Consider the following 26,524-nt stretch of genomic DNA (forward strand, 5'->3'; position numbering starts at 1 on the left):
AGTGCGGGCCTTTGACATGTCTAGCGGATCGTCAGTTGCCGGCTCGCCAGACCGGCGCGAGCAGCCCGCTCCTCGGTGGTCAGCGCGGCCTCGGTCGCGAGCGCCTTGTCCAGCGCAACGGCGAACTCGGCGGCCGGCTTCTCCAGGTCGGCAGCCTCGGCATCGGCCGGCAGCTCCCACACCGGCGCCAGAACGCCGAGCGCGCGGAACGAGCCGATCAGCCGGCTTCCCTCAGTCAGTGCCGACGAGCCGGCCGCGTGCAGCCGGGCCAGCGCGTCGAGCAGCGTGTCCTCGGCGTGCGGCATCACCCAGCGCAGGTACCGGCGGTCGCCGATCTGCGTCCAGTACGCCGCCTCGACCGACTCCAGCCGGACGGTCGGCGCGGCAGCCGCGTTCGCCCGCTCCAGGCCGGCCGCAACCTCACCCGTCGGGTCGTCGACGTTCTCGCCGACCCAGTAGTCGAAGCCCTCGTGGACCTTCACGGTGATCGGCTTGGAGGTGTCGGCCAGGTCCTGCAGACGCGGGCCGTCCTTGAGCAGGTCGCCGAGCTGGATCGGGTTGCCCGGCTCGGTCGCCAGCGCAGCGGTGATGGCGTGCGCGATGTCGCGACTCGGGTCGCCCGAGGAGGCGTGCGTCTGCAAGCCGATCCAGATCGACTCGTCGTCGCGGACCAGCCCGGGCATCGCCATCGGCAGCAGGGTGACCAGGTTGACGGTCTTGCCCTTGTTCTCGCCGGCCAGCGTGAGCTCCGCAGTACCGGCGGGGACGATCTCGCGGAAGGCGATCAGGTCGCACTCGGCCGGCAGCCCTTCGAACGGCCGGACCACGAAGGAGTCGGCCGCCTGCGCCTGCTCACGCCCGTGGCACTGCTTGAACCGTTTCCCGGAGCCACACGGGCAAGGCTCGCGCGGTCCGACGTCGACCAGGTCGGCCGGATCCAGCGTGACGGTCGTGGTGTTCTTGGCGCGGTTGCGCGACTTCTTTCCCATACCCCGCAGTCTTGCAGTACTCGACCGCCTGTCACCAACCCGCGTTCAGCGGGGCACTACGGCATAGACGGTACGGCGGGCGTGGGCGGTGCGGACGCCCCATTCGGAGGTGAGCATGTCGACGATCGCCAGGCCGCGGCCGCCGACCGACTCGGGATGGGCGTCGATGATGTGTTGCGGCTCGGTGTCACCGCAGCCGTCGACCACTTCGAGATGAATTCCGGCCCTGTCGATCCACCAGGCGGCACGCACTTCGCCACCCGGCAGCGGCGGCGCGTACCGGATCGCGTTCGAGAGCAGCTCGGAAAGCACCAACTGCGCGTCGTCACGGGCATGGTCGGCGACCCGGTGCCGCTTGAGATAGCCGGCCAGGCGACGGCGGGCGTCCGCGACTGCGGACACTTCGTGCGGCAGTACGACGTCCACAACGCTCACGTCGGCGGGCAAGGTCGCAGAGGACAAGCAGGGTCTCCTCAGTCATCGGTACAACACTCCCACTTCTGCCCCCGATGAGCCCTGTGAAAACACCCTTGGGTATTCCGTTACATAGTGACGCTGAAGATCACACGTTTAGCTAAGAAACCGAGACAAAAGCGACGGAATTGAACGTGCGAATAACCGGTTGCATTCGCCTCGCTACACAGAACGACAAAGTGAGACCCAGCCCACAAACGCCGCGCGACCGACCCGCTCGAATGAGCGGCCTCAGGCGGGGCGGCGGGGGCGCAGGATGGGGAGTTTCCGGCGCGGGGGCCGGGTGGGCAGCGCAGACAGCTCACTGGGCGGGGTCGCGAGGGTTTGGATGGCCAGTTCGGGGCGGTCGCTGATTATGGCGTCCACGCCGATTTCCTGGCAGTGGCGGACGTCCTGTTCGGTGTTCACCGTCCAGACGTGGACTTGGTGGCCGTGTTTGTGCGCCCGATCGACGTACTCCGGGTGCGCGGTCACGATCTCCAGGCTCGGGCCGGCGTACGAGACGCCGGTCGGCAGCGAGCCGTCGCGAAAACGGAGCGGGACGCGGTCCATCAGCAGGACCGTGCGGAGCCCCGGCGCCAGGACGCGCATCCGGCGCAGCGACAGCCAGGAGAAGCTCATCACCCGCACGGGCGACTCCGAGCCGATCTTCGGATGCGCCCAGCCGAAGCGGTCGAGCATCTCGATCAGCCGCCGCTCCACCAGCCCGGCGTACCGGGTCGGGTGTTTCGTCTCGATCGCCAGTTCCAGCGGGCGGCCGGCGTCGCGGACCGTCTCCAGCAGGCGCTCCAGCGTGAGCACCTTGGTCATGTCCGGGTCGGGCAGCTCGGCCTCGTCGTCGAGCTCGGCCCAGGGGTTCTTCCACGAACCCCAGTCGAAGCTGTCCAGCTCCTCGAGGCTCATCGTGGACAGCACCCCGCGCCCGGAGGAGGTCCGGTCGATCCGCCGGTCGTGGACGCAGACCAGGTGGCCGTCCGCGGTCAGCCGGACGTCACACTCCAGCCCGTCCGCTCCGGCCTCGACGGCCCGGCGGTACGCCGCCAGCGTGTGCTCGGGACTGATCTCGCTGGCGCCACGGTGGGCCACCACGCTGGGGCGTTTCGCCATGAAGCAACTCTGGCACGCCGTTTCGTGAACCAGTCACCCAGGCACGCCGACCCCCTCAGAAGAGGGCTATTGGACGGGCTCCAGCGCATCGGCGTTGTCAGCGGCCCACTGAGCCAGAACCGCCAACGGTCCGGTCGCGAGTGAGGCACCCACCGCGGTCAGGACGTAGCTGACCCCGCGCTGGTCCGCCGGCACCGCAGTGCGGGTGATCAGGCCGTTTGCGATCAGCCGGGTCAAGGCCTGGCCGAGCACCTTGTCGCTGATCCCGCCGATCGCCACGAGCAGGTCCCGGCGCCGGGTGGTGCCTTCCCGCAGGGCGACCAGCACCAGCGGGTCCCAGGTGTGCGCGATCAGCTCGGTCGCCTGCCGCAGCCTGCAGTCCGCCACGAAGGTCTCGCATCCGCCGTTGTTCACCCAACGGATTGTCGCAGGAACTTGCCTACCGATCGGTCGGAGATCGCCTCCTAGCGTGAATCCATAAACCTGGACGAGTGGAGGATTTGATCAAATGAAGATTGGTTTTCTGGGCACCGGCAACTTGGCAATCGCACTCGGGACGGTGTGGGCGGGAGCAGGGCACGAGATCTTTGTCGCGGGAAGGTCGGCGGACAAGGCCGCAAAAGCTGCCGGCGAGTTAGGCGGTACGCCGATCGATCCGGCCGGCCTGGCCGCGATCGTCGACGTCGTCGTGGTCGCGGTCGCCTGGGAGGGCCTGGAGCCCGTCCTGTCACTGGCTGGTGGGCCGCAGGGCAGCCTGGCAGGCAAGCCGGTGATCGACTGCACCAACGCAGTCGACTTCGCCACCGGCCGGCTGAAGACGGACGGCTCCGCCGCCGAACGAGTCGCGGAGCTGGCTCCTGGAGCGCATGTGGTGAAGGCTCTCCACATGTACGCCGGCATGTCCTGGCTCGCACCCGACAAGAGCGTGCCGAAGCCGACGGTCGCGATCTGCGGCGACGACGCAGACGCGCTGGCGATCACGACGACTCTCATCGGCGACCTCGGCGGCGACACCGCGATCGTCGGCGGTCTGAGCAAAGCCCGTCAGCTCGAAGAGGCGGCCGGCTTCCTGATGAGTCTCGTGGCCGCGGGCCACAATCCACGGTCGGCCATCCCCGATTTCCAGCCTGCAAAGGCCTAGTGCTACAGCCGGGAGTTCGCGATGTTCAGTGTGCGGTCGTCGTGTCGGGCCGGACCGCCACCACTCACAAACCCCAACTGATCGCACCCGGCCGAGCGTGCGCAGGCCTGCGCCCGGGTGGAAACAGCAGGTTTGTGAGTGGTGGCGGTCCGGGCATCACGAACTCCGGTCCGCGGCCCCGGCGTGATCCACTGGGCCGGTGACGCAGATGCGAGCAGTCGGCCGTACTGGCGAAGGAACAAGGCCTGACGGTGTTCTCGACGACGCGCAATCCGCAGCGGCTGGAGATGTTGCGAGAGCTCGGCGTCGACCACCCACTGGTTGACGACGGCAACATCGCGGCCCAGGTCCGCGCGATCGTCCCCGAAGGCGTGAACGCGGCCCTCGAACTCGTCGGCACGAACGCCCTGCCCGACACGCTGCAGGCCACCGCGGTGCACGGAACCGTTTGTTTTACCGGGATGTTGAGCGACGCCTGGACGATCCCGGACTTCTACCCGATCGGCTATCTGCCGAACGGCGTGCGGCTGACGGCGTACGGCGGGGAGAGCAGCGACCTTCCGGCCGAGGCGTTTCAGCGCTATGTCGACTTAGTTGCCGCAGGCAAGCTCCCGATCCGGATCGACCGCGTCTTCAAGCTGGACGAGATCGCCGAGGCCCACCGCATCATGGAAAACGGCGACGCGGTAGGCAAACTCGTTGTCCGTATCAACTGACGCGAAGTACTCCCCACGCACCCTCCGCCCGTCGCTCCCAGCTCCGGCCGCTCCCACCCAGCCTTGTGCCGCTCCTCCGTCGCGGTGGGTGCCCGGGCGCGGCTTGCCTCCTGCCGCAGGCACTCACCTGCACCTCGACGGCGCTCGGCAGCGATATCCCGGCAGCTGGGTTCATCTGGCTCCGTGCGTTGCGGTCGAACTCAGCGGCTGCTTTCCGCTCCACCGTTCACCTCGCTGAAGCCAACACAAGCGAATCGATCACCACCCAGCCACCCCGCCCCTATCCCAAGCCCAAAGCCGACCACCCCTCGCCGACCGAGGAGGAAAATACGCCCGGCCCGGGCCAAAACCCGCCCCAGGTTCAGCGAAACCCTCCCCACCCCGTTCTCCTCCCCGCCCGGCGAGGGCTGGTCGACTTTGGGCACGGGCTGGGGCATCCCAGGGCGGCTTGGGTGGCTGGCGGTGCCCAAGGTGGCTGATGCGCTCGACTTTGGGCACGGGGTAGGCGTCGTAAGGCGGGTTGGGTGGCTGGGCGGTGCCCAAGGTCGGCGAATCTGGGAGTACGTCGTACGCAGGCTGGCGGTTGGCGGGGTGGCTCGACTTGGGCACGTGCCAGTGCTCCAGCCGGAGTGCGTCCGAACCAGCTGACGCCTTCAGCTGACCGCTTCGACTGATGGCTCGCGTTCGGAGGCCTTGGCTGCGGCCTTGAAGGCGCGCCACTTCGTCTCCGGCGGCTCAGGTGGGCCGGGGAGAAGCTGACGGACGATGGTGGCGCCGGGGGCCCAGGCCGCGTCGGGCAGCCTTCCCATGACTTCGGCGTACACCGACCGGATCACCTCGGCCTGTGCGGCCCAGGAGAACCGGTGCCGCAGCTCGGGGTCGCCGGCGATGCGGCCGGCGATGCGGTCGCGGTCGGCGAGGACCGTGCGGACCGCGCGTACGAGGTCGTCGACGTCGCCCGCGGCGTAGACCGCGCCGAGGTCGAGCTCCTTCACCAGGTCGGCCTGCGCCGGGGTGTCGGTGGTGATGATGGGCAGCCCCGCGGCGAGGTACTCGCAGAACTTGTTCGTCACCGCGATGTCGTGGTTGGGCGCGTGCAGCAGCGGGCTGAGGCCGACGGTGGCCGAGCGCAGGTAGAGCGGCACGACCTCGGCAGCGACGAACGGCGCCAGGTGCACGCGGTCGCCCACGCCCAGTTCGAGCGCGCGGGCCTGCAGCTCCGCGGTGACGGAGTTGACCCGCGCGACGATCGCGAGGTGGACGCCGGGCAACTGCGGCAGCGCCTCGACGACCGTCCCGACGCCGCGGGCGCGGTTGACGCCGCCGCCGTACACCAGCAGCGGGACGTCCTCGGCCAGCCCCAGCTGCTCCCGCAGACCCATGACCTCGGCGTCCTCGGGTGGCTCGACCGGCGCGTTGAGGACGACGTCGGGCAGGCTGGCCAGCTTGTGGTCGCGCTGCAGCCAGTGGGCCAGCGGTTCGGACACCGTGATGACGCGGTCGGCGTCGCGGATGAACTCGCGCTCGAGGTCGCTGTAGGCGGCGACCCGGCGCGGGGCCACCACCGGTACGCCAGGGATGTACTCGTGGGCGTCGTAGATGATCTTGATGGTGCGCCCGTCCAGAGCCGCCCGGTGCGCCGCGCGCGCCGCGATGCCGAGCATGAACACGTCGTGCACGTGGATGATCTCGATCTGGAGGCGGTCGAGCAGCGGGCCCAGCGTCAGCTCCTGGTCGACCAGCTCAGGCATCACCCGCCGCCAGCGGCCCGACGGCAGGTGACGGTAGAGGGCGAGCAGCCGCTCGCGCCGCTTGCCGATGCCCAGGTCGGTGAGGTCGGCGACCTTGTGCTTGGCCCGCCGGACGAAGTACGCGCGGGCGTGGAGGACAGCCCGGTGCAGCCGCAGCGACCGCCAGCGCGCCGCCCGCCGCAGCCGGTCGAGGATGGACCGCTGGGCCGGCCTGGACGAGCCGGACCCGCCGCCGGTGCGCTCGTGGTCGCGGCGGTCGCGGCCGCGTTCGCCGCGCAGCTCGCGGCTCGCGTACTGCCAGCGGGCATGGGCCAGCGTGTACTCGGCCTCGGTGTTGAACCACGGCCTGAGGTTGGCCTTGAGGTTGACCAGCCGCTTGCGCCACCCCGTCAGCAGCACCTTCGACGGGATGACCGGGCACAGCACTTGCACGTTGCCGAACTGCCGGACGCCCCTGAGCCGGCGTCCGGGGAGGCCGATGCAGGTGACGTCGAGACCCCAGTTGGCCACCGTCTGCGCGTACTTGAGCACGCGGGCGTCGACGACGATGTCGTTGCCGGCCATCATGACGACCTTGGGCCGGATCCACGACGGCTTCCAGTTGGGCGGCACCGTGCTCGGCTGCTCGACGAACGCGGCCAGCGCCTCGGCCGACCGGCGGCCGTCGTGCACCTGCTGGACGAAGGCCGGCCCGCGCGCGGCGACCTCGCGGCCCCGCTCCGGGTGCGAGATGAGGTCGAGCACGACCTGCTCGATGGTGTCGGGCGTCGCATCGACGATGGGTAGCTCGAGCCCGGTGTCGGCGGTGACGCGGTCGCTGATGTGCTGGGCGATGTGGCCCACCACGATCCGGCCAGCCGCCATCGCCTCGCACGCGGCGACGCCGTAGCTGCCGACGCGGAACTGGTCGAGCACGATGTCGGCGTCGCGGTAGACGGCCGGCATGTCCGCCGGGTCGACGCCCTCGACCCGGCGGTAGGTGATGAGACCCCGCGCGGCCAGCCTCTCCATGATCGGGTCGATGAGCTCGGAACCCTTCATGGCCGACTTGCTGGGCGCGTGGGCCACCACCGGCCGCTCGTGCTCGAGCACCGGGGCGTCGCTGCGCCAGGTGCCGACGTCGACGACCACGGGGCACCAGACAGCGTTGGGGACGTAGTCGAGGAGGTCGGGTGTGGAGACGTAGACCGAGCCCGGGTACGACGTGAACAGCTCAACCGCGCGGGTGGCGTTGATCTCGAGCAGCTCGACGGTCTCGTCCTCGAGGTCCGGGAACGGCGACCACGGCTCGATCTCGACGTGCCGGCTGGGGATGCGGACGTCCGAGCCGTGGGCGATGAGCCCCAGCTTCAGGCCCTTGGTAAGCAGGTACGTGATGTCGCCCGACGCGTCCGGTCCGTGCAAGGTGCCGAAGATCGGCCGCGCCGCCTCGATCAGCACGTGCGTGTAGTTGCGCACAACGTGGTTGTAGAAGTACAGCTGCCAGCGCCGGTTGCGCCGGTACGTGCGCGCCGGTACGCCGTAGTCGACCGGGTAGTCGAGGAGTCCCCTGAAGAACGCGAACGAGGTCGCCAACGTGTCGGGCACCCGCTCCTCGAGCGCGCGGGCCCAGCGGGTGCCCTGACCCGCGAAGTTGGCCGGGCCTACCAGCAGCCGGACGGCTGCGTCGAGCCGCGCCGGCATCCCGTCCGAGGTGTCCGGTGCGCTCTCCGCGGGTGCTAGTTGGTCGTCTCGACGCTTGTCTCGATCCACAGTGTTGCTTTCCGCCCCTCACAAGCCGCTCGGCCAGGAGCTTCGGGGCGGTTGCCGACCGATCGGCGAATGGATCTGCTGTCACCTCCTAGATGTCCGAATAGCAGGAAAAGGTTGCAAGCCTGAGGACTACTCGACAGAAATCGAATAGTCAGCTGACGATCTCTTGCAGGGATCTGGTTCGGCCGAGAGGGCGGGCGAGGCCGTAGTGGTCGCGCAACGTCTCTCCCGTGTACTCCGTCCGGAACAGCCCGCGCTGCTGGAGAATCGGTACGACGTGGTCGGTGAAGGCCTCCAGGCCTGACGGCAACACGGCGGGCATGATGTTGAACCCATCGGCCGCACCCGCGTCGAACCACTCCTGGATCGCGTCGGCTACCTGCTCCGGCGTACCGCTGAAGGTCCGATGCCCGCGGCCACCACCAAGCCGTCCGATCAGCTCGCGCACGGTCAGCTTCTCCCGGCGAGCCAGCGTGACGATCAGCGTGTAGCGGCTCTTCGCGCCCTCGATCTCGTCCTCATCCGGCAGATCGGCGGGCAACTGCTGGTCCAGTGGCAGATCCTCGGGCCGCACCCGCAGCGTCTTGGCCAACTGCTGCCGGGCGTACTCCGGCTTGATCAGCTCGTCCAGCTCACGCTCCAGCCGCAACGCCTCCTCGACCGTCCCGCCGATCACCGGCACGATGCCGGGCAGGATCTTCACCGTCACGGGATCGCGTCCCAACGCAGCCGCTCGCGCTTTCAGGTCGGCGTAGAAGGCCTGCGCGTCCTCCAGCGTCTGCTGCGCGGTGAACACGGCCTCGGCATAGAGAGCGGCCAGCCCCTTCCCGTCCTCGGACGACCCGGCCTGCACGATCAGCGGATGGCCCTGCGGTGACCGCGGCAGGTTGAGCGGCCCGCGCACCTGGAAGTGCCGCCCGATGTGATCGATCGGTAGGACTTTGGCGTTGTCGCCCCAGACGCCGGACTCCTTGTCCGCAAGGGTCGCGTCGTCCTCCCACGAGTCCCACAGCCTATAGGCGACCTCCAGGAACTCGGCCGCCCGGTCGTACCGCTCCGCATGCGCGGGCTGGTCGGCCAGGTTGAAGTTCTTCGCGGCATCCGGCCCGGCCGTGGTCACCACGTTCCAGCCCGCACGCCCGCCGCTGACGTGGTCCACGCTCGCAAACCGCCGAGCCAGGTTGTAGGGCTCGTTGTACGTCGTACTGGCGGTCGCGATCAGCCCGATCCTCGAGGTGGCGGCCGCGATCGCGGTCAGCAGCACGGTCGGCTCCAGCGATCCGGCCGGCCGGCGACCGACATCGCTGAAGAGCACCGGTGAGTCCGCGAAGAAGACCGAGTCGAACTTGCCGCGCTCCGCGATCCGCGCGAGGTTCTGGTAGTGCGCCACGTCGGTGTTCGCGACCGGGTTGCTCTCGGGCAGTCGCCAGGAAGCCTCGTGGTGCCCCGTACTCATCAAGAAGGCGTTCAGGTGCAGGCTCACAGCGATACTCCCAAGGCGTCGAGAAGTTTGGAACGGACGGCGGCGAACCCCGGATCGACCGGACTGCGCGGCTCAGCGAGCTCGATCGGCTCTTCAGCGACGATCCGCCCCTCGTCGAGAACGATCACCCGGTCGGCGAGCACGATCGACTCGTCGACGTCATGGGTCACCAGCAGCACGGCCGGCTGATGCGCGGCGCAGAGTTTGCGCAGCAGGACGTGCATCTTCAACCGGGTCAGGGCATCGAGAGCACCGAACGGCTCATCCGCCAACAGCAACGCGGGCTCGCGTACCAGCGACCGAGCCAGGGCGACCCGCTGCTGCTCACCACCGGACAGCTCGTTCGGCCATGCCTTCTCCCGCCCCGCCAGACCGACCTCGGCGAGGCTTTCCCTGCCGCGCTCGTCGGCTCTCCGAAGCCCCAGTACGACGTTGTCGAGAACGCGCGCCCAGGGCAACAATCGCGAGTCCTGGAAGACGACTGACACGTTCGCTGGTACGGCGAGTTCACCGTCACCCACGACGTCGTAGTCCAGCCCGGCGAGCGCGCGCAGCAAGGTGCTCTTGCCGGAGCCGCTCTTTCCCAACAGGGCAACGAATTCGCCCGGTTTGATGCTCAGGTCGAGGTCGTCGAGTACCGCGCGATCGTCGTACTTGCGAGTCAGGCCGCGAACCTCGACGGCCTGGTCCAGCGTCAGTCCCCTTCCCTTGTTCTTCTCCAAGGTCAGTCCGCCAGTGTGCGTCGCCATGACAGTGCCCTCCTCTGGATCAGCCGGACGGCGCCGTCGGAGAGCAGCCCTAGTGCGCCGTACAGGACCAGGCCGACGATGATGATGTCGGTCTGTCCGTAGGTGCGGGCCAGCTCCATCATGTAGCCGATGCCGCTGGTGGAATTGATCTGCTCGACCACCACGAGCGACAGCCAGGCAGCCGTCACCGCGAACCGCAGGCCGAGCAGGAAGCCGGGCAGCGCGCCGGGCAGAACCACCCGGCGGATGAACTCCCAGCGGGACAGCCCGACCGTCTCGGCGAGTTCGACGTACCGGCTGTCGATGGTGCGCAGGCCGTTGTGGGTGTGGATGTAGATCGGCACGAAGACGCCGAGCGTGATGGTGGTGATCTTCATCGACTCACCGATGCCGAGCCAGAGGATCAGCAGCGGCAGCAGGGCGAGCGACGGGATCGCGCGCTTGATCTGGATCGGACCGTCGAGGATGGCCTCGCCGAGGCGGCTCAGGCCGGACAGCAGAGCCAGGACCGTGCCGAGCAAGATGCCCAGACCGAGGCCGGCGAAGGCTCGCTGGGCCGAGGTCAGCAGGTTCGACTGGAGCCGGCCGTCCGCGATCAGCTCGCCGGTCGTGGTGACGACCGTCCAAGGCGCCGACAGGACGCGCGGATCGAGCCAGCCGGTCGCGGAGCCGATGGACCAGGCGATCAGCAAGAGTACCGGACCGATCGAGGCGCCGAACTTGATCTGCTTGCCCGGCCCGAGCCGGCGGCGTCGGCGTACGGGCTGGGTGACGGGGTGCTGCGTACGGATGGCTGGAAGGGTCGCCAGCTGGGTCATCTGCTCGCCGCCTTGATCGCGTCGGAAGCAACGCTCTGGAAGCGCAGGTCGTAGAGATCGGCGGCCTGGATCACCTTGTTGCCGGTCTCCTTGGCGAGCAGCTCGATCGTCTCCTGCTGCCGCTTGATCGCGCCGCTCCAGTCAGCGCTGATGTCCGGGTGCCCGGCGTTGGTGACGAGCCATTGACCATCGGCCTCGGTGAGGCCCTGGTCCTTCACGTAGTACCCCTGGATCCATTCCTTCGGGTGCTTGTCGATCCACTCCTGGGCGACACCCCAGGCGGCGACGTACGCGCGGATCGCGGCGGCCTTGCCGGCGTCCTCGAGCGACTCGGTCGCCACGTACAGGTGGCCCGCGTCGTCCCTGAGTCCGTGCGGGATCGTCGTACCGCCGTCCTTGCCGTACTTCGCGAGGTACCGCTTGATCGAGACGCCACCGATCGGCGCGACGTCGACCTGCTTGTCGGCCAGCGCGTTCGGGTAGATGTCGCCGGTGCTCGGCAGTTCGACGAACTTCACATCGTCCTTGGTCAGCCCGGCCTTCTTCAGCACCTTGAGGACGAGCGCCCCCTGCGCCTGGCCCGGGCTGTACGCGATCTTCTTGCCACGCAGGTCTTCCAGCGTCTTGACCTGTACGCCGGGCGCGACGCCGAGCTCGTAGATCGGGTGGTGGATCGGATCCTGGCGGAACTTGGACGCGACGATCTTCACCCGCAGGCCGGTCCAGGTGGCGTGGATCGGCGGGATCTCCGCGACCGAGCCGACGTCCAGCGCCTTCGCGCGGAACGCCTCGGTGGTCTGCGGACCGCCGCTGAGGTTGGCGAACTGGACGAACTTGGAGACCTTGCCGATCTGGCCGGACAGCTCCAAGGCCTTCTGGGTGGCCGGATCGCCGACCACGATCTTGGCGCCATCCGGTACTTCGGTCGGCAGCGCGGCGTCGAGCGCGAGCTTCGGGCCACCGCCGGCCTCGGCGTCGCCGCCGCAGCCGGACAGCAGCGTCAGCGCGGTCAGGGCGGCTAGTACTGCAAGGGGCTTTTTAGACATGAGCATCTTCCAGACGGGAGTTCAGGCGGGCCGGTCAGTGGTCGCGTAGCGGCCGTCGTGGTACAGCAACGGCTCGTGTTCGCGACGTTCGGCGTGGGTGGCGAGCCGGGCCACGACGATGTGGTGATCGGCGACTGCGAAGCGGTGCTCGACCAGAGCCCGCAGGTAACTCGGGGCTTCGTCGAGGACGGGTTCGCCGGTCCGCAGCCGGGACCAGCGGGTCGGTTCGGCGAACCGGTCGACGCCGCTGGTGGCGAACCGCCCGGCGATCTCGTGCTGACCGGCGTCGAGAAAGTTGATCACCAGGCTGCCGGCGTTGTGCACCGTCGGCCAGCTGGACGCGGTGGTCGCGATCGAGAACGACACGAGTGGCGGCAGCAGACTGACCGAGACGAGTGAGGTCGCGGTGAAGCCGACCGGGCCGTTGCCGGCATCCGCGGTGATCACCACCACGCCCGCCGCGTGTCGTCGGAACACCGAGCGGAAGATGGCTGCGTCGACGGTCCGCTCTTCGATCCGGTCGGGCACCACGGTGAGGCCGGGGCGGGTGGTCAGGGCAGGGTTGAACGCATGGACGGACATGTCTCTCCCTCGGGACGGGGCAGGGACGACCGGCAGCGGCCGGGCGAGTGGGGTACCAGTTGGCTCTCAGGCCAGCAAGTCAGACCGGCGACAGGAGGCCGGGCAGAGCGGGGTTCAGCGACAGGTGGCGCTGGCCGTGCGCATCTGGTCGATGACGCGACGACGCGTCAGCAGAGCGCTGATCAGCACCGGCAGGTTCGTCGTCATGTCAATTACTCTCTCACCAAAGTCGACTGGAGAACTAGACAATCTCGTCATTCGAAACGGCCGGGCGCCTCACACCCTGGACCCTGGCTGCGTTCTACTGACGTGATGGTTTCGGAGAAGGTGAAGCTGCCGCCGTTCCAGGCGCTCGTGGACGATCATTGGCGAGACGTCGCCAGGCTCGCCAGGGCGCTGGCCGGACCGGTCGACGGCGACGACGTGGCCCAGCGCGCCTGGGAGAAGGCCTTCGCCGCCTATCCGAACCTCACCTCGGCGCGGAACCTGCGCAGCTGGCTGCTCACCATCACCACCCGCTGCGCGACCGACCTGCACCGGGCCCGAAAACCACAGACACCACTGGACGACGCGCCACCGATCGCCGTCGACGGCCCCGACGCCGCCGACTGGCCCGACCCGGACCTCTGGCAGGCCGTCAAGGACCTGCCCGAACGGCAACGCGTCGCCGTCACGCTCAAATACGTCGGCGACCTGGACCACCATGGCGTGGCCGCCGCTCTGGACACCACGCCCGCCGCATCCCGCCGACTCGTCAGCGATGCGCTCGCGACCTTGCGCACCAAACTCGGAGTGAATCATGACTGACCTCGAACGCCGGCTGAGCCGGCTGACCCCCGGAGGCGCCCGCCCGCCGGTACTGCCGACCGCCGACGTCTCCTACGCCCTGCACCACACCCCCGTCGGCACGTTGCTGCTCGCCAGCGCGGGCGGCCGGGTCGTCGCGAGCTCCTTCGGCGACGAGGAGACGATGACGAACCGCCTCGCCCAGGCGATCTCCCCGCGCGTACTGCGCCAGCCGGGCGCACTCGACGACGTACGGCGCCAACTGGATGAATACCTGACCGGTCAACGAAAAACGTTTGAATTGTCCGTCGACCTGGTGCTCGCGACGCCATTCCAGCGACTGGTGCTCAACGATCTTCCGGACCACACCAGCTATGGCCGGACGACGACGTACGGGCAGGTCGCGGGCGAGATCGATCGCCCGAAGGCAGCCCGCGCGGTCGGCACCGCACTTGGCGCAAACCCCTTGTGCATCGTGATTCCCTGCCATCGCGTGATCGGCGCCAGCGGCGCCCTCACCGGGTACGCCGGCGGGCTGGACGCGAAGCGGTTTCTGCTGAATCTTGAATCGAAAAGCTGACGTTTCCGGCGGCCGATCTCTTTCTTTTACACTGCTTGGAAAGCAGCAGGTCCCCAGTGTGGAGTGGGGACCTGCTGTTTATCCGTTGCCGGGCTGGTGGATTTCCAGGATGAGCCGGCGGCGGCCGCCCCATTCGCGCTTGTAGACCTTGTAGTTCTCGATGCCGGCGGCGGCGCAGAGGCGGCCGTAGCTGGCTTCGTCGTGGATGTAGTGGACGCCGCTGGTGCCGAAGTGCTCGGTGGTCACGATCCGGTGCTCCGGGCCCTGCCGGATGCCGTTGGCGATCTCCGACGCGGTCGCCGGGCCCCAGACCGGGCCCTCGATCACGGCCAGTCCGCCCGGCCTGAGCACCCGCGAGATCTCCCAGATCGTCGACAGCTGCTCGTCCTCGGCGAACAGTTCGTGGAACGCCGTCCACAGGCAGATCACCGCGTCGAACGAGTCCGACTTGTACGGCAGGTCCGTCATCGACCCGATCGCCCAGTCGATCGACAGCTCCTCCTCCCTCGCCTTGGCCTGGCCGGCTTCGACCAGGTTCGGGGAGATGTCCAGTCCACGCACGACCTTGCCGGCCCGCCGCAACGGCAGGCTGATCCGGCCGTAGCCACAGCACAGGTCCAGCACGGACTCCCGGCCTTCCAGGAGTTCCTCGACGGCCTCGATGATGGCGGCATCACGTTCAGGCGTGGTGCGACTGGCTAGCCCCTCGGCCCCGAGTTCTTCGTACTCGGCCCGGCTGCGCAGTGCAGAGTTCAGCATTGCGCAAGTATCCCGGCACCGCTGGGTCACTGTCAGTATCAGCTCCGGATTCGAGACCGGACCGATCCCCGAAGTCGGCAAACGGTAATCCCGCGCCTCTCGTGCCACCCCCGCCGCGGCGCCGACACTGAAGCTCACCAGTGCCAGCGCGAGAGAGAGCGATCAAAATGCCAACCACCCGGTACGACGACCTGCGGGCGTTGTTCATCAACTGCACCCTGAAGCGGTCACCCGAGCGCAGCAACACCGAAGGGCTGATCGAGGTGAGCCGGAACATCCTGGCCAAGCAGGGCGTGGCGGTCGAGGTGATCCGGGCGATCGACCATGACATCGCCACCGGGGTCTGGCCGGACATGACCGAGCACGGCTGGGCGAGCGACGAGTGGCCCGCCCTGCAGGAGAAGGTGATGGCCGCCGACATCCTGGTGATCGCCGGCCCGATCTGGCTCGGCGACAACAGTTCGGTGACCAAGAAGGTGATCGAGCGGCTGTACGCGAACTCCTCGATCCTCAACGAGGACGGGCAGTACGCGTACTACGGCCGCGTCGGCGGCTGCGTGATCACCGGCAACGAGGACGGCGTCAAGCACTGCGCGATGAACGTGCTCTACAGCCTGCAGCACCTCGGCTACACCGTCCCGCCGCAGGCCGACGCCGGCTGGATCGGCGAGGCCGGCCCGGGCCCGTCGTACCTGGACGAGGGGTCGGGCGGCCCGGACAACGACTTCACCAACCGGAACACGACTTTTATGACCTGGAACCTGTTGCACTTGGCAAGAATGCTGAAGGACGCCGGCGGGATCCCTGCCCACGGCAACCAGCGCTCCGAGTGGGACGCCGGCTGCCGCTTCGACTTCGAGAACCCTGAGTACCGCTGAGTTTCTAGACCTGAGGCGCGTTGCTGCGCCCGATGCGGCCGAAGATGATTGCCGCGAGCATCGAGACGACGATCGAGGTGTACGTCGCGCCGAGCCAACCTGGCACCGGCTGGTTGTTGAACAGGGTCTGCTGGAGGTCGAGCCAGAACGGAGACCACCCCTCGACCGTGCCGGGGTTGACGAGTTGGTAGGCGACGAAGCCGCAGATCCAGGCGAGGGTGGGCTGCCAGCGGAAGCGGGCGGTGTCGGAGACGTCCCAGCGCATCTTGCTGACCACGAAGAAGTCGGCGATCGCGACCGCGAACAACGGGATGAAGACCGAGCCGATCAGGTAGAGGAACTGCGTGTAGTTGCCCAGGTCAATGAACAGCGCGAGCACGGTTGCGAGCACGCCGATCGCGACCGAGATCCAGCGCCGGTCGATGTGCCCGATCAGGTTGTGCGCGGCCATCGTGGTCGAGTAGACGTTCGCGTACGCCTCGTCGACCTCGTCCACCAGCAGCACGAACAACGCGATCGCTCCGGCCGGCAGGGTGACCAGCGCGGTGATCACGTCGGTGCTGTTGGTCTGCAAGGTGGCGACGGCGATCACGCCGAGGGCGTAGTACAGGATCGCGGCGAGTCCGTACCCGAGGGCGGATCCGGCGAAGGCGGCCTTGTTGGTACGCGAGTGCCGGGTGTAGTCGGCGGCCAGCGGCGCGAACGAGACGACACCGGCTGCGGCGAGGTCGACGCCCGGCCAGAAGCCGAAGATGCCGTCCTGGGGGATGTCGTGCACGGGCTTGCTGAGCACCTGGATGAACAGGTAGACCGAGGCCAGCAGAACCAGCCAGACCATGAACTTGCGCAGCAGTTTCACACTGCCCAGCGGCCGCACGGCCATCGCGGTGGCGATGAAGCCCGCGATCAGCACGAACAGCCAGCGCCAGCGCTCACTCGTCACGGCCACGGCCGCCTGGGAGATGACGATGATCTCCATCGTCGCCCAGCCGATGTTCTGCGCGATGTTGAGCACCGTCGGCGCCATCGAGCCGCGGCGGCCGAACAGCCCACGCAGGCTGGCCATCGCCGGCGCACCCGTCTGCGAGCCGAAGACGGCGGCACCGCCCAGCACGAGGGCGCCGATCACGCAGCCGACGACGACCGCGATCAGGCCCTTCACCAGCGATCCCGTGTACGCCGCGACGAGCGCGCCGGTCACCGGGCCGAACAGCGAGATGCCGAGATTGCCCCAGAGCGTGAACTGATCGAGGAACCCCAGCGTGCGCGGCGCGTCCGTGGTGAGGACGAGCGGTGCTTCCTGGCTGGGGTCGTTGTTGCGGACAGCAGTCGTGGCCATGGCTGACCTAGCTCCCTACGCCGGCATTACCCGGTCAGGTTCAGGCGGTCGGCGACCCGGCTGTGACAGCTCGTCGCCCTCTCAGCCCGCCAACATCGGTGCGAGCTCCCGCAGAGGTTGTTACTGCGTCAACGATAACGCGTCATTGCCCGTTGTATACACCGGCTGCCCGCTTGATGAACGTCACAACCTCGGGGCCGTTCGTAAGTACCGGCATGTGAGAGCCGGTCGGTAGCGTCCAGACCTCCGCGCCGGCCAGGTCGGCAATCCGCTGCGCCCAGCCGGGTGGACACAGGCGGTCGTGCTCGCACCGAACGACCACCGCCGGACACCCGAGCCTGCCGATCGCCGCTGCGAGGTCGTAGCGCCTGGCGACCTCCATCGCGCGCGCCATCGAGACCAGGCCGGTACGGGCATACTGCGGCGCGAGGACGGGCACCAGCCGCGCCGACTCCCACACTGCCGATCGCACCCACCGCTCAGCGAGAGTAGTCCAGCCGGAGGTTTCGACGTCTCCGGTCGGCCCGAGCAGCACGAGGCTCTTCACGAGCTCCGGCCGGGCCAGAGCGGTCGCGACCACGATCTGGCAGCTGGCCGAATGGCCCACCAGGACAGAGGGCTCCGTCACGCGATCGGCCAGACGTCGAGCCAGCGCCTCGGTCTGCAGATCGTCGCCGTGTCGAACGGGTTCGCCGTACCCGGGCAGTGTCACTACTCGGTACGGCGTACCGAGGTCGCGCACGGTCGGCGCATAGGACTCCGGCCCGAGCCCTAGCCCGGGGACGAGTACGACGGGGGCGGTCATTCCCAGGGCGGGCGGTCCGGGGCTTGCTGGACGACAGGGTTGCGCACTGCGGGCTTGAGCTCGCGGTAGCCGAGTGCGAAGCCGACAGCCAGGATCAGCAGGCCGGTGCCGCCCCACGCGTACGCCGTGGGCAGGCGGTGCAGGGAGTCGTCGATCGAGCCCATGCCGGTGGTCAGGATCATCACGAGCCAGATCAGCAGGGGGACCAGCGAGACAGCGACCAGACCGAGTCCACCGAGCTCTATCGGGTCCGGCTGGCGCCCGACCTTGCGGCGGCTCATCACGTCGCGCAACCACATACCTAGCGCGGCCAGACCGACCAGGAGGATCAGGAGCTGGCCGATGGTGTCGATGACGTCTGTACGGAGCGGGTGGTTCAGGGGCGAGCCGGGAGCCTGGGAGATCTCCCGCAGCGAGACCCGCTGCACAGAGATGACCAGCAGACCGTAGACGGCGGCGATGATCGTGGCGAGCAGTACTACGCGGGCTGCTCGCGGATCACGGGGTGCCGGCTCGCCCTCTCGCCCGTACGTCGGTAGCTCGTGCTGCTGGGGGTGCGCCGGTGGGCCGTATGGGGTGCCGGGGCGGTAGGCGGGCGGCTGGTTGTAGGCGTGACCGGCCGGGTCGCCGTACGGGTTAGCTGGGTCGGCGTACTGGCTCGGCGGGGCGCCGTGCTGCGGCGTACCGGGTGGCAGTGGCTCGCCGGACCCGGGCTGGCTCTGAGCTGGTTGACCCTGTCCTGGCTGGCCGGGCTGGCCGGGCTGGTAGGTGCCTGGCTGGGCGTAGGTGTCGGCGGCGTAGGTGTGGCCGCCGTACGGCGCCGGCTTGGCGTAGTGCTCGTCCTCGCGGGACTCGTCGGGGTTGTCACCCCGGCCGTAGGTGGGGAAGTCCTGTGACGACATTCTCTACGCCCTCCCGCTCGCTCAGACCGTCTCTGGACAGGTTCTCACGGGTGAGGTCGTCTAGGTTGCTTTGATGGTGGGCCAGGCGTTCGGCAGGCAGCCGGCCAGGCCCTTGGTCTGCTGCATCATCACTGGCGCCGGGGTGCCGGCCTTGGCGCAGGGCGAGTGTCCGTGGCCGAGCGCGTGGCCGACCTCGTGGTTGACCACGTAGTTGCGGTAGAGCTCGACCTTGCCCGCGTACGCGGGGATGGCGTACATCCAGCGCTTGGCATTGAGGACCACCCGGTCCTCGACCCGGCAGGAGAGCTCACCACCGGTGTCGAGCGGCAGACAGAGCTTGTCGGTCAGCGTCGGTGTGGCCAAGATGATGCGCAGGTCCGCGTCGGGCTTGTCGGTCCGCTCGAAGCTGACCGGCTGCAGCGCCTGCCAACCGCGTGCGTCGGTCAGCGTCTTGTGGATCGCCGTCGCGACGGCCGCACCGTTGAACGACAGCCCTTCCTCGATCTCGACCCGATAGGTGAGCTTGTCGCGCACCCCGTTCGCCTTCGAGGAACCAGCCACCACCTGCAGGCGCCCCGTCGAAACAACCACGTTCGGCTTGGACCCCTTGGGCGGCCGAGTCAGAGTCGGTGCCGGACGCAACGGCTTGGTGAAAGTTGCCGTCGGCGTCGGTACCTCCGTCGGCACCACCACAGGCGCCTGCACCGGCGCATCGGCCGCGACAACAGCCCCACTGAACTGCGCCGCCAGGTTTGTCTGCCGGGTGGCATCCGGGTGCACCACCATCACCACACCCAGCACCGCCAACGCAGTCACAGAGAACCACTGCGCCTTGTAAGACTTCCGCCGGCTATGCCGCCCACCCCGGCCCCGGCGCGCACGACTCCCCGCACGCTGCCTACTCCGCCGGGTGGTGGTCATGACGAGCCACCCTATCCACTCCGCGTTACATCACGAAAGAGCAACTTCAGCCACGCTCGGTATCGAGCTGCTCACAGACCCGTGACTAAACCCGCACTGGCGCTAAATAGAGCAGCAACGCAGGGGCCGTCACGCCGACGGTCTAGGCTTTCCGCAGCAATCGGCCCAGTCGGTCCCCGACTCCAGGACCTGACTGTGAATGTAGAACGACATCAGGAGAGCGGATGGCCGCGGGACAGGATGTGTGGTCAGACGCCACCGTCACAGCGGCCCTCAGCGCGCCCGACCGAGCTCGGGCGAAGGCTTCAGCGCAGTTGATCATCAGGATGGCTGACACCGGAGCTGAGCCGGTGCTGGCTGTTGCCGATGATGGACAGCGATACTGGCTCAAGTGGCCTGGCAATCCGCATGGCAACCTGTCACTGGTCCATGAAGCGGTCGTGGCTGCTGTCGGCGAGCTACTCGGAGCGCCAGTACGTCGAATCTCATTGATCTCCGTGGATGCGGCGCTGGTTACCGACCTCTACGCCAAGGATGGCCGTCGGTTGCCGACTGGCCTCTATACAGGCTCCGAGCTGCTGGCAGACGTCGAGGAGAACACGGTCATCGCCGGCGTTCGGCGCGATGGCAACTCCTGCCGTTTCGCTTACTTCCTCGCCTTGTGGGATTTGTGTCTCGGTACAGACCTACAACTGCTCTACCACCTGGCGGCGAACGACCAGGTGTGGTCGATCGATCACGGGCTCTGGTTCGACAGCCTCGAAGGCAACTGGTCGCCTGAACACCTGGCCAAACGGGATGGACTTCCCTGGGACTGGCCGGACACAGCCGAGGGGCAACCATTCAGCGCTGACGCTCTCCTCGGCGCCGCAGCCGCGGTAGATGCCCTGACCTGCAAAGATCTGGCCGACGTCATGAGCGGCATACCGCTAACATGGAGTATTGCTGACGGGACCCTACTGACCCTGGCCAGGTTCATCTACGAGCGCCGATCTGCAGTGTCGGAGAGGCTTCGGGAAGCCGCGGAGAGCCATTCATGAGAGGGGACAGCATGCGTTACGACTACTGGGTCATTCGCTACGTCCCCGACCCTGTACGCGGGGAATTCGTGAACGTCGGCGTCATCGCCGGTCGCGACGGACAGTGGGCCTATCGGCGCGTGAACAACCTCCGGCGCGCGTCACGGCTGGGCGGCACGGCCAGCTACACCGACTCTTTCCTCCGAAGGATCGAGGGCGTGATCGAGGCCCGCCTCGGCGCCGTCGAAGAACTGTTCCCCGACGAGTCCGTTCCCACCTTCGAACGAGGCGACATCGAGGACCTCCGGGTACGGATGAACAACCTGGTGCAGTTGTCCGAAGCCCGGCCTGTGCTCGCGAGATCCGCAGAAGAGGCAGCCGATCTTGCCTTTGAGCTGATGATCGTCGACTCCGAAGCCGACGTGAACCATCGGACCAGAACGCGGGTCGTCCATCGACTCAAGGATGCCTTTGCTCTGCGCCCCGAACTGGTTCGGCACGTCGCACGCTTCCAGGTCGCTGCCGTGGGCTCGCAGGAGACCAGAATCGACTTCGCGGTCAAGGACGGCGTCGTGCATCAGATGTCACAGGTGTGGGCGTTCGACGTCAAGGACACGCGCACTCTGCAAACCCAGATCCAGGCCTGGAACTACCTTCTGGGCCTGCTTCGGCAGGACGGCGGACGTCTGACCCCGCGGAACAGAAGCGGCGACGGCGTGGAGATCCCCACTGGGGTCGAGATCAACGCGGTCTTCGCTGAGCCGAATACTGCTGCCGGCGAGGAACAGTTCGAGATCGCTCAAGACGGCTGGCAACGTCTCGGAGTGGACGTTGTTCCTGCTACGGAGTCGGACAGCATCGTCGACGAGGCCGAACGCCTGCTGCAGAACAGCGCTTCGTAACGCCCGAACGGCGGGGTGGGTGCCACGGCGGAGGAGCGGGGGCGTACGTAGTACTAGGCCGTGCGGGTGCGGAGGAATTTGCCGAAGTGGGGGACGGTGAAGGCTACGGTGCCTCGTTCGGCGGAGTAGACGAGGCCTTTTTTGATGAGGCCGTCTCGGGCTGGGGAGAGGGATTGCGGCTTGCGGTTGAGGGTGGTGGCTACTTCGGCGGTGGGGACGGAGCCGTCGTCTACGCCGATGCCTAGTTCGGCCATGGCTCGCATGTATTCGCGTTCGGCGGGGGTGGCTCGTTCGTAGCGGGAGCCGAAGAAGCCGACGGTGAGTTCGGCGGAGGCTTCCGGGCCGGCTACGGCGACGTCTTTGATGGTGATCGGGCTGGCGGGCGCGTGGTCCCAGGTGGCGTGGGCGAAGGCTTGGACGAAGTACGGGTAGCCGTCTGTTTGGGCGTAGAGCTCGTCGAGGGCTTCCTCCTCGAAGACGACGCCCTCGGTCTCGGCCGGGATCATCAGCGCGCGATCGCAGGCTTCGCGGGCCAGGCGGTCGACGCGGATGTAGCGGAAGAGGCGTTCGGAGTACGACTTGCTGGCGGACAGTACTGCGGGCAGGTGCGGCAGCCCGGCGCCGACGACAACCAGTGCGGCGCTCTGCTGGGAGATCTCGTGGCAAGCCGCGCACAGAGCCGACAGGTCGTCCGCGCTGATGTCCTGCATCTCGTCGATGAACAGCCCGACGCCGACGGACAGATCGCCGGCCAGGTCGGCCGCGTCCGCGAACAGCTCGATCAGGTCCATCTCGAGGTCGCCTGAGTCGGCCCGGCCCTTCGCGGCGACCACGTCGACCGGGGGATGCCAGCGGATGCCCTTGCGATCGTTCTGCGCGGTCCGCAGGGCAAAAGCCTTCAGTACTGCGCTGAACTGGTCGACCCGCTCGTCGTCCCGGTGCCGGTGCCCTAGTTCGCGCATCGCGGTGTGCATCGCCTGGGCGATCGGCAGCCGGATGCTCTGGTCCGGGCGGGCCTCGATCTTGCCGGTACCCCAGGCGCGCTTGATCGCCTGGCTCCGCAGCGTGTTGAGCAGGACCGTCTTGCCGACCCCGCGCAGCCCCGACAGCACCAGGCTGCGCTCCGGCCGTCCCGCCGCGACGCGTTCGAGCACCACCTCGAACTGCCGTACTTCGGTATCGCGTCCGGCCAGCTCGGGCGGGCGCTGACCGGCGCCGGGCGCATAGGGATTCCGGATCGGATCCATGCATTTCACTCTATGAGGCTGTCTAGCGTTTTCCTTAGATTTCGCTAGCCAATCCGATCGCGTGTCGCTGCTCTGTCACTTTCCTGCCCTGTCTAGCGGAAACCCTAGAAAGCACTAGACACCGATAGCCGACGCTAGCGGGAGTGGGACGGGCGCATGCGCCGCCCTGAGCACTAGGGTCAGCGCATGGCCGGGGTTGAGCTGCAGGAGTGGACGGTGCAGGCCGCTGCGCAGTACGAGCGGACGCATCAGCAGTACGTCGGCGGCGCGCGGAAGCTGGAAGCTCTGATCAACGAGCTGATCGGCGAGGAAGAGGGCATCAACTACCTGAGCGCGACGGCCCGGGCCAAGGACCCCGAGTCGTTCCTGGCGAAGGCCTCGAAACCGCATCCCGACGACCCGGACCGGCCGAAGTACGACGATCCGCTGAACCAGATCACCGACCTGGTCGCGGCCCGGATCATCACCTTCCTGGTCGAGGCGGTGGACCGGGTCTGCGAGGTGATCGAGTCGGAGTTCGAGATCGTCGAGCACACCGACATGGGCGCGCACACCCGCGCGCAGGGCGCCTTCGGTTACGCGAGCAAGCACTACCTGGTCCGGCTGAACTCGCACCGCCGGGAGCTGCCGGAGTACGCCGTACTGAAGAACCTGACGATGGAGATCCAGGTCCGTACCGCGGTCCAGCACGCGTGGGCCGAGTTCGAGCACGACATCCGGTACAAGCTGGACATCCCGCCGGACCGCAAACCCGAGTTCGACCGGCGGTTCCTGCTCGCGGCGGCGCTGATGGAACTCGCGGACAACGAGTTCGCCGAGATCGACAAGCTGTACCGCGAACTCGCAGCGGCCGAGCCGGACGCGGCGCCGATGGATCTGACCACGGGGACGCTGACCACCTATCTGACCAGGCGGTACCCCGACGCGCCGCACGCCAAGACGAACCATTACGCCTGGATCCTCGGCATCCTCGCCCAGCTCGGCGTGACCACCGAGGAGCAGCTGACCGAGTTGCTGCAAGGCACCGACAGTCAGGCCGTGCAGGCGGCGATGACGCATCGCTTCCCGGCCGGTACGGTCCGGCGGCTCGACGACGACCTGCTCGCGGCGAAGGGTTCGGAGTACGTGGATCTCTTCCCCGCGGAGGAGCGCCGGCAGAAGATCCTCCGCGGGCGGCTGAAGGCTCTGGCCCGCGCAGGACTGATCGAGACTCCCACCTGATCATTCGCCCCCTTTTCACCCTCCTTGCGGGCTGTCCGATGCTGCGGGCAGGGCGGAGAGGGTGAAAAGGGGGCGAATGATCAGGTGGGTGGCCGCTGACGCAGTAGTGCCGCTCCGAGCGGAGTCAGCACGTGCAGCACCTTCTGGGCGCGATGCGTCGCGATCAGCCCGCTGTCGCGGAGCACGGTGAGGTGGTGACTGGCGGTCGGAGCCCCGATCCCGACCTGTTGCGCGATCTCGCCGGTAGTCAGTCCAGCACTCGTCGCGCGGAGTACAGCGGCCCTGGTACTGCCTAGCAAAGCCGCTGCCGGGACCTTGCCGGGGTTGCCGCGGTCCAGCTCACGCAGTACGGGATAGATCAGTACCGGCGGCGACAGTTGAGTGTCGGCCAGCGTGACGGCGTTGTGCCAGCAGAAGTACGACGGCGTCAGCAGCAGCCCGCGACCGTCCAGCCGGATGGTCCGGCTGATCGGGTATCGGACCTCGAGTACCGGCGGTCGCCAGCGCATCAGCGGCTGGAAGCTTCTCAGCAACCTGTCGACACCACCCCGCGCCAACGCTCTGGTCCGAGCCGCCCGGTCGCTGTCGAGCTCCTTCTCGATCAGGTCGTGGTGCGGTTCGATCACCTTCTGGTGGTAGGTCCGCAAAGCGATCCCGAGGTCGGCCCGCAGATCGCCGTCAGCGAGCCGGGGCGCCCAGGAAGGCGCTTGGTGAACTAGTGCGAGCGTCTTCAGTTCGCTGGCGACTTGCTCAGCCGGGGTCGCGAGGACGGCGTCGATGCCCGCCTCCAGGCCGTCGAGCGAGGCGGGCGGCGTGAGGAAGTCGGGGAAATACGCCGCCCGCGGCAACAGTGGCAGCAGCAACGAGGTGACCATCTTCCGCAGTACCGGCTCGGTCAGCGTCTCGGCCGCGGCGCGGTACCAGGGCGCGTAGGCCCACCGGCCCCGCCGGGTCTGCAGCCGGTCGAGGCTGTTCGCGATCTCCCAGAGCGGGTCGGCCGTGGACGCGACGCGGACCTGGGAGAGGTCGTCTTCAGTGAAGATCACCCGCAGCATCTCGCCCCCAGTCGGCTCCGATTACAGATAGAAGGCGAATGGCGACGGTCTGTCAAGCAACCTGGGTGGGCGCCTCGATCTCGTTCGCGACCTTGGCCGCCGTACTGCGCGCCCAGCGGCCGGAGGTGATCAGACCGAAGATGAGCACTAGTACGCCGCAACCCGCGATGATGAACCAGCCGAGCCGGGCCGCCGGGACGAACCCGGTCTCCAGTGGCCCGGAGAGCCGGGCAGTCAGCACAGCGCCGACGATCGCGACGCCCAGCGAGGCGCCGACCTGACGACTGGTGGAGGCGATCGCCGCGGCCACCCCGGCCTGCGAGCGGGGCATGCCGGAGACGGCGGCGTTGGTGATCGGTGCGTTGAGCATGCCGAAGCCGAGACCGAAGAGCAGGTAGCCGACGAGCAGTACCGGGATCGCAGTACTGGCTGTCAGTTGGGACAGCACCAGACCGCTCGCGGTCAGCATTGTGCCCGCGACGACCAGCGGCAGCCTCGGGCCGCGGTTGCCGACGAGCCAGCCGGACAGCGGCGCGAAGACGACCGTCATCGCGGCCATCGGCAATGTCAGGAGGCCGGCATGCAGTGCCGAGAAACCTCGAACCTCTTGTAAATAAAGGGAATTCAGGAACAGGAAGCCGGACAGCGCGGCGAACCCGGCGACCGCGATCAGCGTCGCACCGGAGAACGGCGCGCTGCGGAAGAAGCGCGGATCGAGCAACGGCTGCTCGCGGCGACGCTCATAAAATACCAGTGACACCAGCGAAAGCACCGCGATGACGAAGCAACTGACGATCAACGGCGAACCCCAGCCGGCCGACTGCCCCTCGATGATCCCGTAGGTCAACCCGATCAGGAACAGCATCACGAGCACCTGCCCGACCGGATCGAGCCGCCGCGCGACCGCCGCCCGCGACTCCGGTACGAAGAGCGCGGTCAGCAGTACTGCGACCAGCACGACGGGCACGTTGACCCAGAAGATGAACCGCCAGCCGGCCGAGTCGACCAGGGCACCACCGACGACCGGGCCGACCGACATGCTCAGCCCGACCACGCCGCCCCATACCCCGATCGCTTGGGCCCGCTCGCGCGGATCCGTGAAGGTGTTGGTGATGATCGACATCGCCACCGGGTTGAGCATCGAGCCGCCGATCGCCTGCACCATCCGGAACGCGATCAGCAGGTCGACCGTCGGGGCGAACCCGCAGGCGAGCGAGCCGAGTCCGAACAGCACCAGCCCGGCCTGGAAGGTCCGGCGCCGGCCGATCCGGTCGGCGGTCGAGCCGGAGAGCATCAGCAAGCTGGCGATCACCAGTGTGTACGCGTCGATCGTCCACTGCAGCTTCGACACCGAGGCGTTCAGCTCGGACCGGATCGAGGGCAGCGCGAGATTCACCACGGTCGCGTCGAGCCCGACGATGAACAGGCTCATGCAGCAGATCGCCAGCACCAGCAGCCGACGCCGCCGACTCAGCTCCTGCACCGGTCTCCCCTCGACAACC

At 67.9% G+C, this 26,524-nt stretch carries 26 protein-coding genes and 1 riboswitch; of the genes, 8 read left to right on the top strand and 18 right to left on the bottom strand.

Annotated elements, in window-relative coordinates; genetic code table 11:
* Positions 1-20: 20 nt before the first annotated feature.
* The 4 genes from A3ES_RS0130265 to A3ES_RS0130280 all read right to left on the bottom strand — a co-directional run bounded on the left by A3ES_RS0130265 (position 21) and on the right by A3ES_RS0130280 (position 2,984).
* Complete coding sequence (locus tag A3ES_RS0130265) at positions 21-989, bottom strand: DUF5926 family protein (protein ID WP_020390595.1); 969 nt, start codon at positions 987-989, stop codon at positions 21-23.
* A gap of 45 nt (positions 990-1,034) precedes the next feature.
* Positions 1,035-1,451: an ATP-binding protein gene (locus tag A3ES_RS0130270; RefSeq protein ID WP_020390596.1), complete on the bottom strand. Its 417-nt coding sequence runs from the start codon at positions 1,449-1,451 to the stop codon at positions 1,035-1,037.
* A gap of 243 nt (positions 1,452-1,694) precedes the next feature.
* Positions 1,695-2,570: a glycerophosphodiester phosphodiesterase gene (locus A3ES_RS0130275; protein ID WP_020390597.1), complete on the bottom strand. Its 876-nt coding sequence runs from the start codon at positions 2,568-2,570 to the stop codon at positions 1,695-1,697.
* Between the two features lie 66 nt (positions 2,571-2,636).
* A complete protein-coding gene (locus A3ES_RS0130280; protein WP_020390598.1) occupies positions 2,637-2,984 on the bottom strand; it encodes a winged helix-turn-helix transcriptional regulator in 348 nt (115 codons plus the stop codon).
* A gap of 94 nt (positions 2,985-3,078) precedes the next feature.
* On the opposite strand from A3ES_RS0130280, the gene A3ES_RS0130285 reads away from it, so the two are divergent.
* Together A3ES_RS0130285 and A3ES_RS48935 are read left to right on the top strand one after the other, a co-directional pair.
* Positions 3,079-3,711 carry an NADPH-dependent F420 reductase gene (locus A3ES_RS0130285; protein ID WP_020390599.1) on the top strand — a complete coding sequence of 211 codons (633 nt, stop codon included), beginning with the start codon at positions 3,079-3,081 and terminating at the stop codon, positions 3,709-3,711.
* A 227-nt stretch (positions 3,712-3,938) separates the two neighbouring features.
* The gene (locus A3ES_RS48935) at positions 3,939-4,427 is read left to right on the top strand and encodes a zinc-binding dehydrogenase (protein WP_083933797.1); all 489 of its coding nucleotides are present in this window, start codon (positions 3,939-3,941) and stop codon (positions 4,425-4,427) included.
* Positions 4,428-5,080: 653 nt separating this feature from the next.
* Here A3ES_RS48935 and A3ES_RS51700 read toward each other — a convergent pair.
* The 6 genes from A3ES_RS51700 to A3ES_RS0130320 all read right to left on the bottom strand — a co-directional run bounded on the left by A3ES_RS51700 (position 5,081) and on the right by A3ES_RS0130320 (position 12,608).
* Complete coding sequence (locus tag A3ES_RS51700; protein WP_157630821.1) at positions 5,081-7,930, bottom strand: glycosyltransferase; 2,850 nt, start codon at positions 7,928-7,930, stop codon at positions 5,081-5,083.
* A gap of 151 nt (positions 7,931-8,081) precedes the next feature.
* Entirely contained in the window at positions 8,082-9,413 is a 1,332-nt protein-coding gene (locus A3ES_RS0130300) for an LLM class flavin-dependent oxidoreductase (protein WP_020390602.1), read from the bottom strand.
* Positions 9,410-10,162 carry an ABC transporter ATP-binding protein gene (locus tag A3ES_RS0130305; protein ID WP_020390603.1) on the bottom strand — a complete coding sequence of 251 codons (753 nt, stop codon included), beginning with the start codon at positions 10,160-10,162 and terminating at the stop codon, positions 9,410-9,412. Before A3ES_RS0130305 ends, A3ES_RS0130300 begins: the two co-directional genes overlap by 4 nt.
* Positions 10,138-10,980, bottom strand: a complete 843-nt coding sequence (locus tag A3ES_RS0130310; RefSeq protein ID WP_020390604.1) for an ABC transporter permease — start codon at positions 10,978-10,980, stop codon at positions 10,138-10,140. The genes A3ES_RS0130305 and A3ES_RS0130310 overlap by 25 nt, the downstream gene beginning before the upstream one ends.
* Positions 10,977-12,026 carry an ABC transporter substrate-binding protein gene (locus A3ES_RS0130315; RefSeq protein ID WP_020390605.1) on the bottom strand — a complete coding sequence of 350 codons (1,050 nt, stop codon included), beginning with the start codon at positions 12,024-12,026 and terminating at the stop codon, positions 10,977-10,979. The genes A3ES_RS0130310 and A3ES_RS0130315 overlap by 4 nt, the downstream gene beginning before the upstream one ends.
* 21 nt (positions 12,027-12,047) lie before the next feature.
* Positions 12,048-12,608, bottom strand: a complete 561-nt coding sequence (locus A3ES_RS0130320; RefSeq protein WP_020390606.1) for a flavin reductase family protein — start codon at positions 12,606-12,608, stop codon at positions 12,048-12,050.
* Positions 12,609-12,920: 312 nt separating this feature from the next.
* On the opposite strand from A3ES_RS0130320, the gene A3ES_RS0130330 reads away from it, so the two are divergent.
* Both A3ES_RS0130330 and A3ES_RS0130335 read left to right on the top strand, forming a co-directional pair.
* The gene (locus A3ES_RS0130330) at positions 12,921-13,415 is read left to right on the top strand and encodes an RNA polymerase sigma factor (RefSeq protein WP_020390608.1); all 495 of its coding nucleotides are present in this window, start codon (positions 12,921-12,923) and stop codon (positions 13,413-13,415) included.
* The gene (locus tag A3ES_RS0130335) at positions 13,408-13,974 is read left to right on the top strand and encodes a methylated-DNA--[protein]-cysteine S-methyltransferase (RefSeq protein ID WP_020390609.1); all 567 of its coding nucleotides are present in this window, start codon (positions 13,408-13,410) and stop codon (positions 13,972-13,974) included. The genes A3ES_RS0130330 and A3ES_RS0130335 overlap by 8 nt, the downstream gene beginning before the upstream one ends.
* A 78-nt stretch (positions 13,975-14,052) precedes the next feature.
* Here the strand turns inward: A3ES_RS0130335 and A3ES_RS0130340 are convergent, their stop codons facing one another.
* Positions 14,053-14,733: a class I SAM-dependent methyltransferase gene (locus A3ES_RS0130340; protein ID WP_020390610.1), complete on the bottom strand. Its 681-nt coding sequence runs from the start codon at positions 14,731-14,733 to the stop codon at positions 14,053-14,055.
* A 167-nt stretch (positions 14,734-14,900) separates the two neighbouring features.
* Here A3ES_RS0130340 and A3ES_RS0130345 point away from each other — a divergent pair, with 167 nt between their 5' ends.
* Positions 14,901-15,611 (top strand): flavodoxin family protein, encoded by a 711-nt coding sequence (locus tag A3ES_RS0130345; protein WP_020390611.1) that lies wholly within the window; start codon positions 14,901-14,903, stop codon positions 15,609-15,611.
* Between the two features lie 4 nt (positions 15,612-15,615).
* Here the strand turns inward: A3ES_RS0130345 and A3ES_RS0130350 are convergent, their stop codons facing one another.
* The 4 genes from A3ES_RS0130350 to A3ES_RS0130365 form a co-directional block, all read right to left on the bottom strand.
* Entirely contained in the window at positions 15,616-16,950 is a 1,335-nt protein-coding gene (locus tag A3ES_RS0130350; RefSeq protein WP_020390612.1) for a purine-cytosine permease family protein, read from the bottom strand.
* A riboswitch (TPP riboswitch) is annotated at positions 16,945-17,072 on the bottom strand. (Overlaps the previous gene by 6 nt.)
* Positions 17,073-17,092: 20 nt before the next feature.
* Positions 17,093-17,755 (bottom strand): alpha/beta fold hydrolase, encoded by a 663-nt coding sequence (locus tag A3ES_RS0130355; RefSeq protein WP_020390613.1) that lies wholly within the window; start codon positions 17,753-17,755, stop codon positions 17,093-17,095.
* A complete protein-coding gene (locus A3ES_RS51705) occupies positions 17,752-18,657 on the bottom strand; it encodes a hypothetical protein (protein WP_026163344.1) in 906 nt (301 codons plus the stop codon). The genes A3ES_RS0130355 and A3ES_RS51705 overlap by 4 nt, the downstream gene beginning before the upstream one ends.
* 60 nt (positions 18,658-18,717) lie before the next feature.
* Positions 18,718-19,473: a DUF3152 domain-containing protein gene (locus A3ES_RS0130365; RefSeq protein WP_020390614.1), complete on the bottom strand. Its 756-nt coding sequence runs from the start codon at positions 19,471-19,473 to the stop codon at positions 18,718-18,720.
* Between the two features lie 431 nt (positions 19,474-19,904).
* Here A3ES_RS0130365 and A3ES_RS0130370 point away from each other — a divergent pair, with 431 nt between their 5' ends.
* The gene (locus A3ES_RS0130370; protein ID WP_337587774.1) at positions 19,905-20,618 is read left to right on the top strand and encodes a HipA family kinase; all 714 of its coding nucleotides are present in this window, start codon (positions 19,905-19,907) and stop codon (positions 20,616-20,618) included.
* Positions 20,615-21,499, top strand: coding sequence for a DUF3037 domain-containing protein (locus A3ES_RS0130375; protein WP_083933799.1), 885 nt, complete (start codon positions 20,615-20,617; stop codon positions 21,497-21,499). Before A3ES_RS0130370 ends, A3ES_RS0130375 begins: the two co-directional genes overlap by 4 nt.
* A 53-nt stretch (positions 21,500-21,552) precedes the next feature.
* Here A3ES_RS0130375 and A3ES_RS0130380 read toward each other — a convergent pair whose 3' ends face one another.
* On the bottom strand, positions 21,553-22,746 hold the full coding sequence (locus A3ES_RS0130380; protein ID WP_020390617.1) for an ATP-binding protein: 1,194 nt from the start codon (positions 22,744-22,746) through the stop codon (positions 21,553-21,555).
* A 186-nt stretch (positions 22,747-22,932) separates the two neighbouring features.
* Between A3ES_RS0130380 and A3ES_RS0130385 the strand changes: the two genes are divergently transcribed.
* A complete protein-coding gene (locus tag A3ES_RS0130385; RefSeq protein WP_020390618.1) occupies positions 22,933-23,967 on the top strand; it encodes a GTP pyrophosphokinase in 1,035 nt (344 codons plus the stop codon).
* Positions 23,968-24,047: 80 nt separating this feature from the next.
* On the opposite strand, the gene A3ES_RS0130390 is transcribed toward A3ES_RS0130385, so the two are convergent.
* Together A3ES_RS0130390 and A3ES_RS0130395 are read right to left on the bottom strand one after the other, a co-directional pair.
* Positions 24,048-25,022, bottom strand: a complete 975-nt coding sequence (locus tag A3ES_RS0130390) for an ArsR/SmtB family transcription factor (RefSeq protein WP_020390619.1) — start codon at positions 25,020-25,022, stop codon at positions 24,048-24,050.
* A 52-nt stretch (positions 25,023-25,074) separates the two neighbouring features.
* Positions 25,075-26,505: an MFS transporter gene (locus tag A3ES_RS0130395; RefSeq protein WP_020390620.1), complete on the bottom strand. Its 1,431-nt coding sequence runs from the start codon at positions 26,503-26,505 to the stop codon at positions 25,075-25,077.
* Positions 26,506-26,524 lie beyond the last annotated feature (19 nt).

This window comes from Kribbella catacumbae DSM 19601 (assembly GCF_000372465.1).
In the GTDB taxonomy this organism is placed as follows: domain Bacteria; phylum Actinomycetota; class Actinomycetes; order Propionibacteriales; family Kribbellaceae; genus Kribbella; species Kribbella catacumbae.

Excerpts from the sequence above, each read along its gene's own strand:
- A3ES_RS0130265 (WP_020390595.1), bottom strand. The coding sequence starts at position 989 with ATGGGAAAGAAGTCGCGCAACCGCGCCAAGAACACCACGACCGTCACG.
- A3ES_RS0130275 (WP_020390597.1), bottom strand. The coding sequence starts at position 2,570 with ATGGCGAAACGCCCCAGCGTGGTGGCCCACCGTGGCGCCAGCGAGATC.
- A3ES_RS0130285 (WP_020390599.1), top strand. The coding sequence starts at position 3,079 with ATGAAGATTGGTTTTCTGGGCACCGGCAACTTGGCAATCGCACTCGGG.
- A3ES_RS0130305 (WP_020390603.1), bottom strand. The coding sequence starts at position 10,162 with ATGGCGACGCACACTGGCGGACTGACCTTGGAGAAGAACAAGGGAAGG.
- A3ES_RS0130310 (WP_020390604.1), bottom strand. The coding sequence starts at position 10,980 with ATGACCCAGCTGGCGACCCTTCCAGCCATCCGTACGCAGCACCCCGTC.
- A3ES_RS0130315 (WP_020390605.1), bottom strand. The coding sequence starts at position 12,026 with ATGTCTAAAAAGCCCCTTGCAGTACTAGCCGCCCTGACCGCGCTGACG.
- A3ES_RS0130320 (WP_020390606.1), bottom strand. The coding sequence starts at position 12,608 with ATGTCCGTCCATGCGTTCAACCCTGCCCTGACCACCCGCCCCGGCCTC.
- A3ES_RS0130330 (WP_020390608.1), top strand. The coding sequence starts at position 12,921 with ATGGTTTCGGAGAAGGTGAAGCTGCCGCCGTTCCAGGCGCTCGTGGAC.
- A3ES_RS0130335 (WP_020390609.1), top strand. The coding sequence starts at position 13,408 with ATGACTGACCTCGAACGCCGGCTGAGCCGGCTGACCCCCGGAGGCGCC.
- A3ES_RS0130340 (WP_020390610.1), bottom strand. The coding sequence starts at position 14,733 with ATGCTGAACTCTGCACTGCGCAGCCGGGCCGAGTACGAAGAACTCGGG.
- A3ES_RS0130345 (WP_020390611.1), top strand. The coding sequence starts at position 14,901 with ATGCCAACCACCCGGTACGACGACCTGCGGGCGTTGTTCATCAACTGC.
- A3ES_RS0130350 (WP_020390612.1), bottom strand. The coding sequence starts at position 16,950 with ATGGCCACGACTGCTGTCCGCAACAACGACCCCAGCCAGGAAGCACCG.
- A3ES_RS0130355 (WP_020390613.1), bottom strand. The coding sequence starts at position 17,755 with ATGACCGCCCCCGTCGTACTCGTCCCCGGGCTAGGGCTCGGGCCGGAG.
- A3ES_RS51705 (WP_026163344.1), bottom strand. The coding sequence starts at position 18,657 with ATGTCGTCACAGGACTTCCCCACCTACGGCCGGGGTGACAACCCCGAC.
- A3ES_RS0130370 (WP_337587774.1), top strand. The coding sequence starts at position 19,905 with ATGGCTGACACCGGAGCTGAGCCGGTGCTGGCTGTTGCCGATGATGGA.
- A3ES_RS0130375 (WP_083933799.1), top strand. The coding sequence starts at position 20,615 with ATGAGAGGGGACAGCATGCGTTACGACTACTGGGTCATTCGCTACGTC.
- A3ES_RS0130380 (WP_020390617.1), bottom strand. The coding sequence starts at position 22,746 with ATGGATCCGATCCGGAATCCCTATGCGCCCGGCGCCGGTCAGCGCCCG.
- A3ES_RS0130385 (WP_020390618.1), top strand. The coding sequence starts at position 22,933 with ATGGCCGGGGTTGAGCTGCAGGAGTGGACGGTGCAGGCCGCTGCGCAG.
- A3ES_RS0130390 (WP_020390619.1), bottom strand. The coding sequence starts at position 25,022 with ATGCTGCGGGTGATCTTCACTGAAGACGACCTCTCCCAGGTCCGCGTC.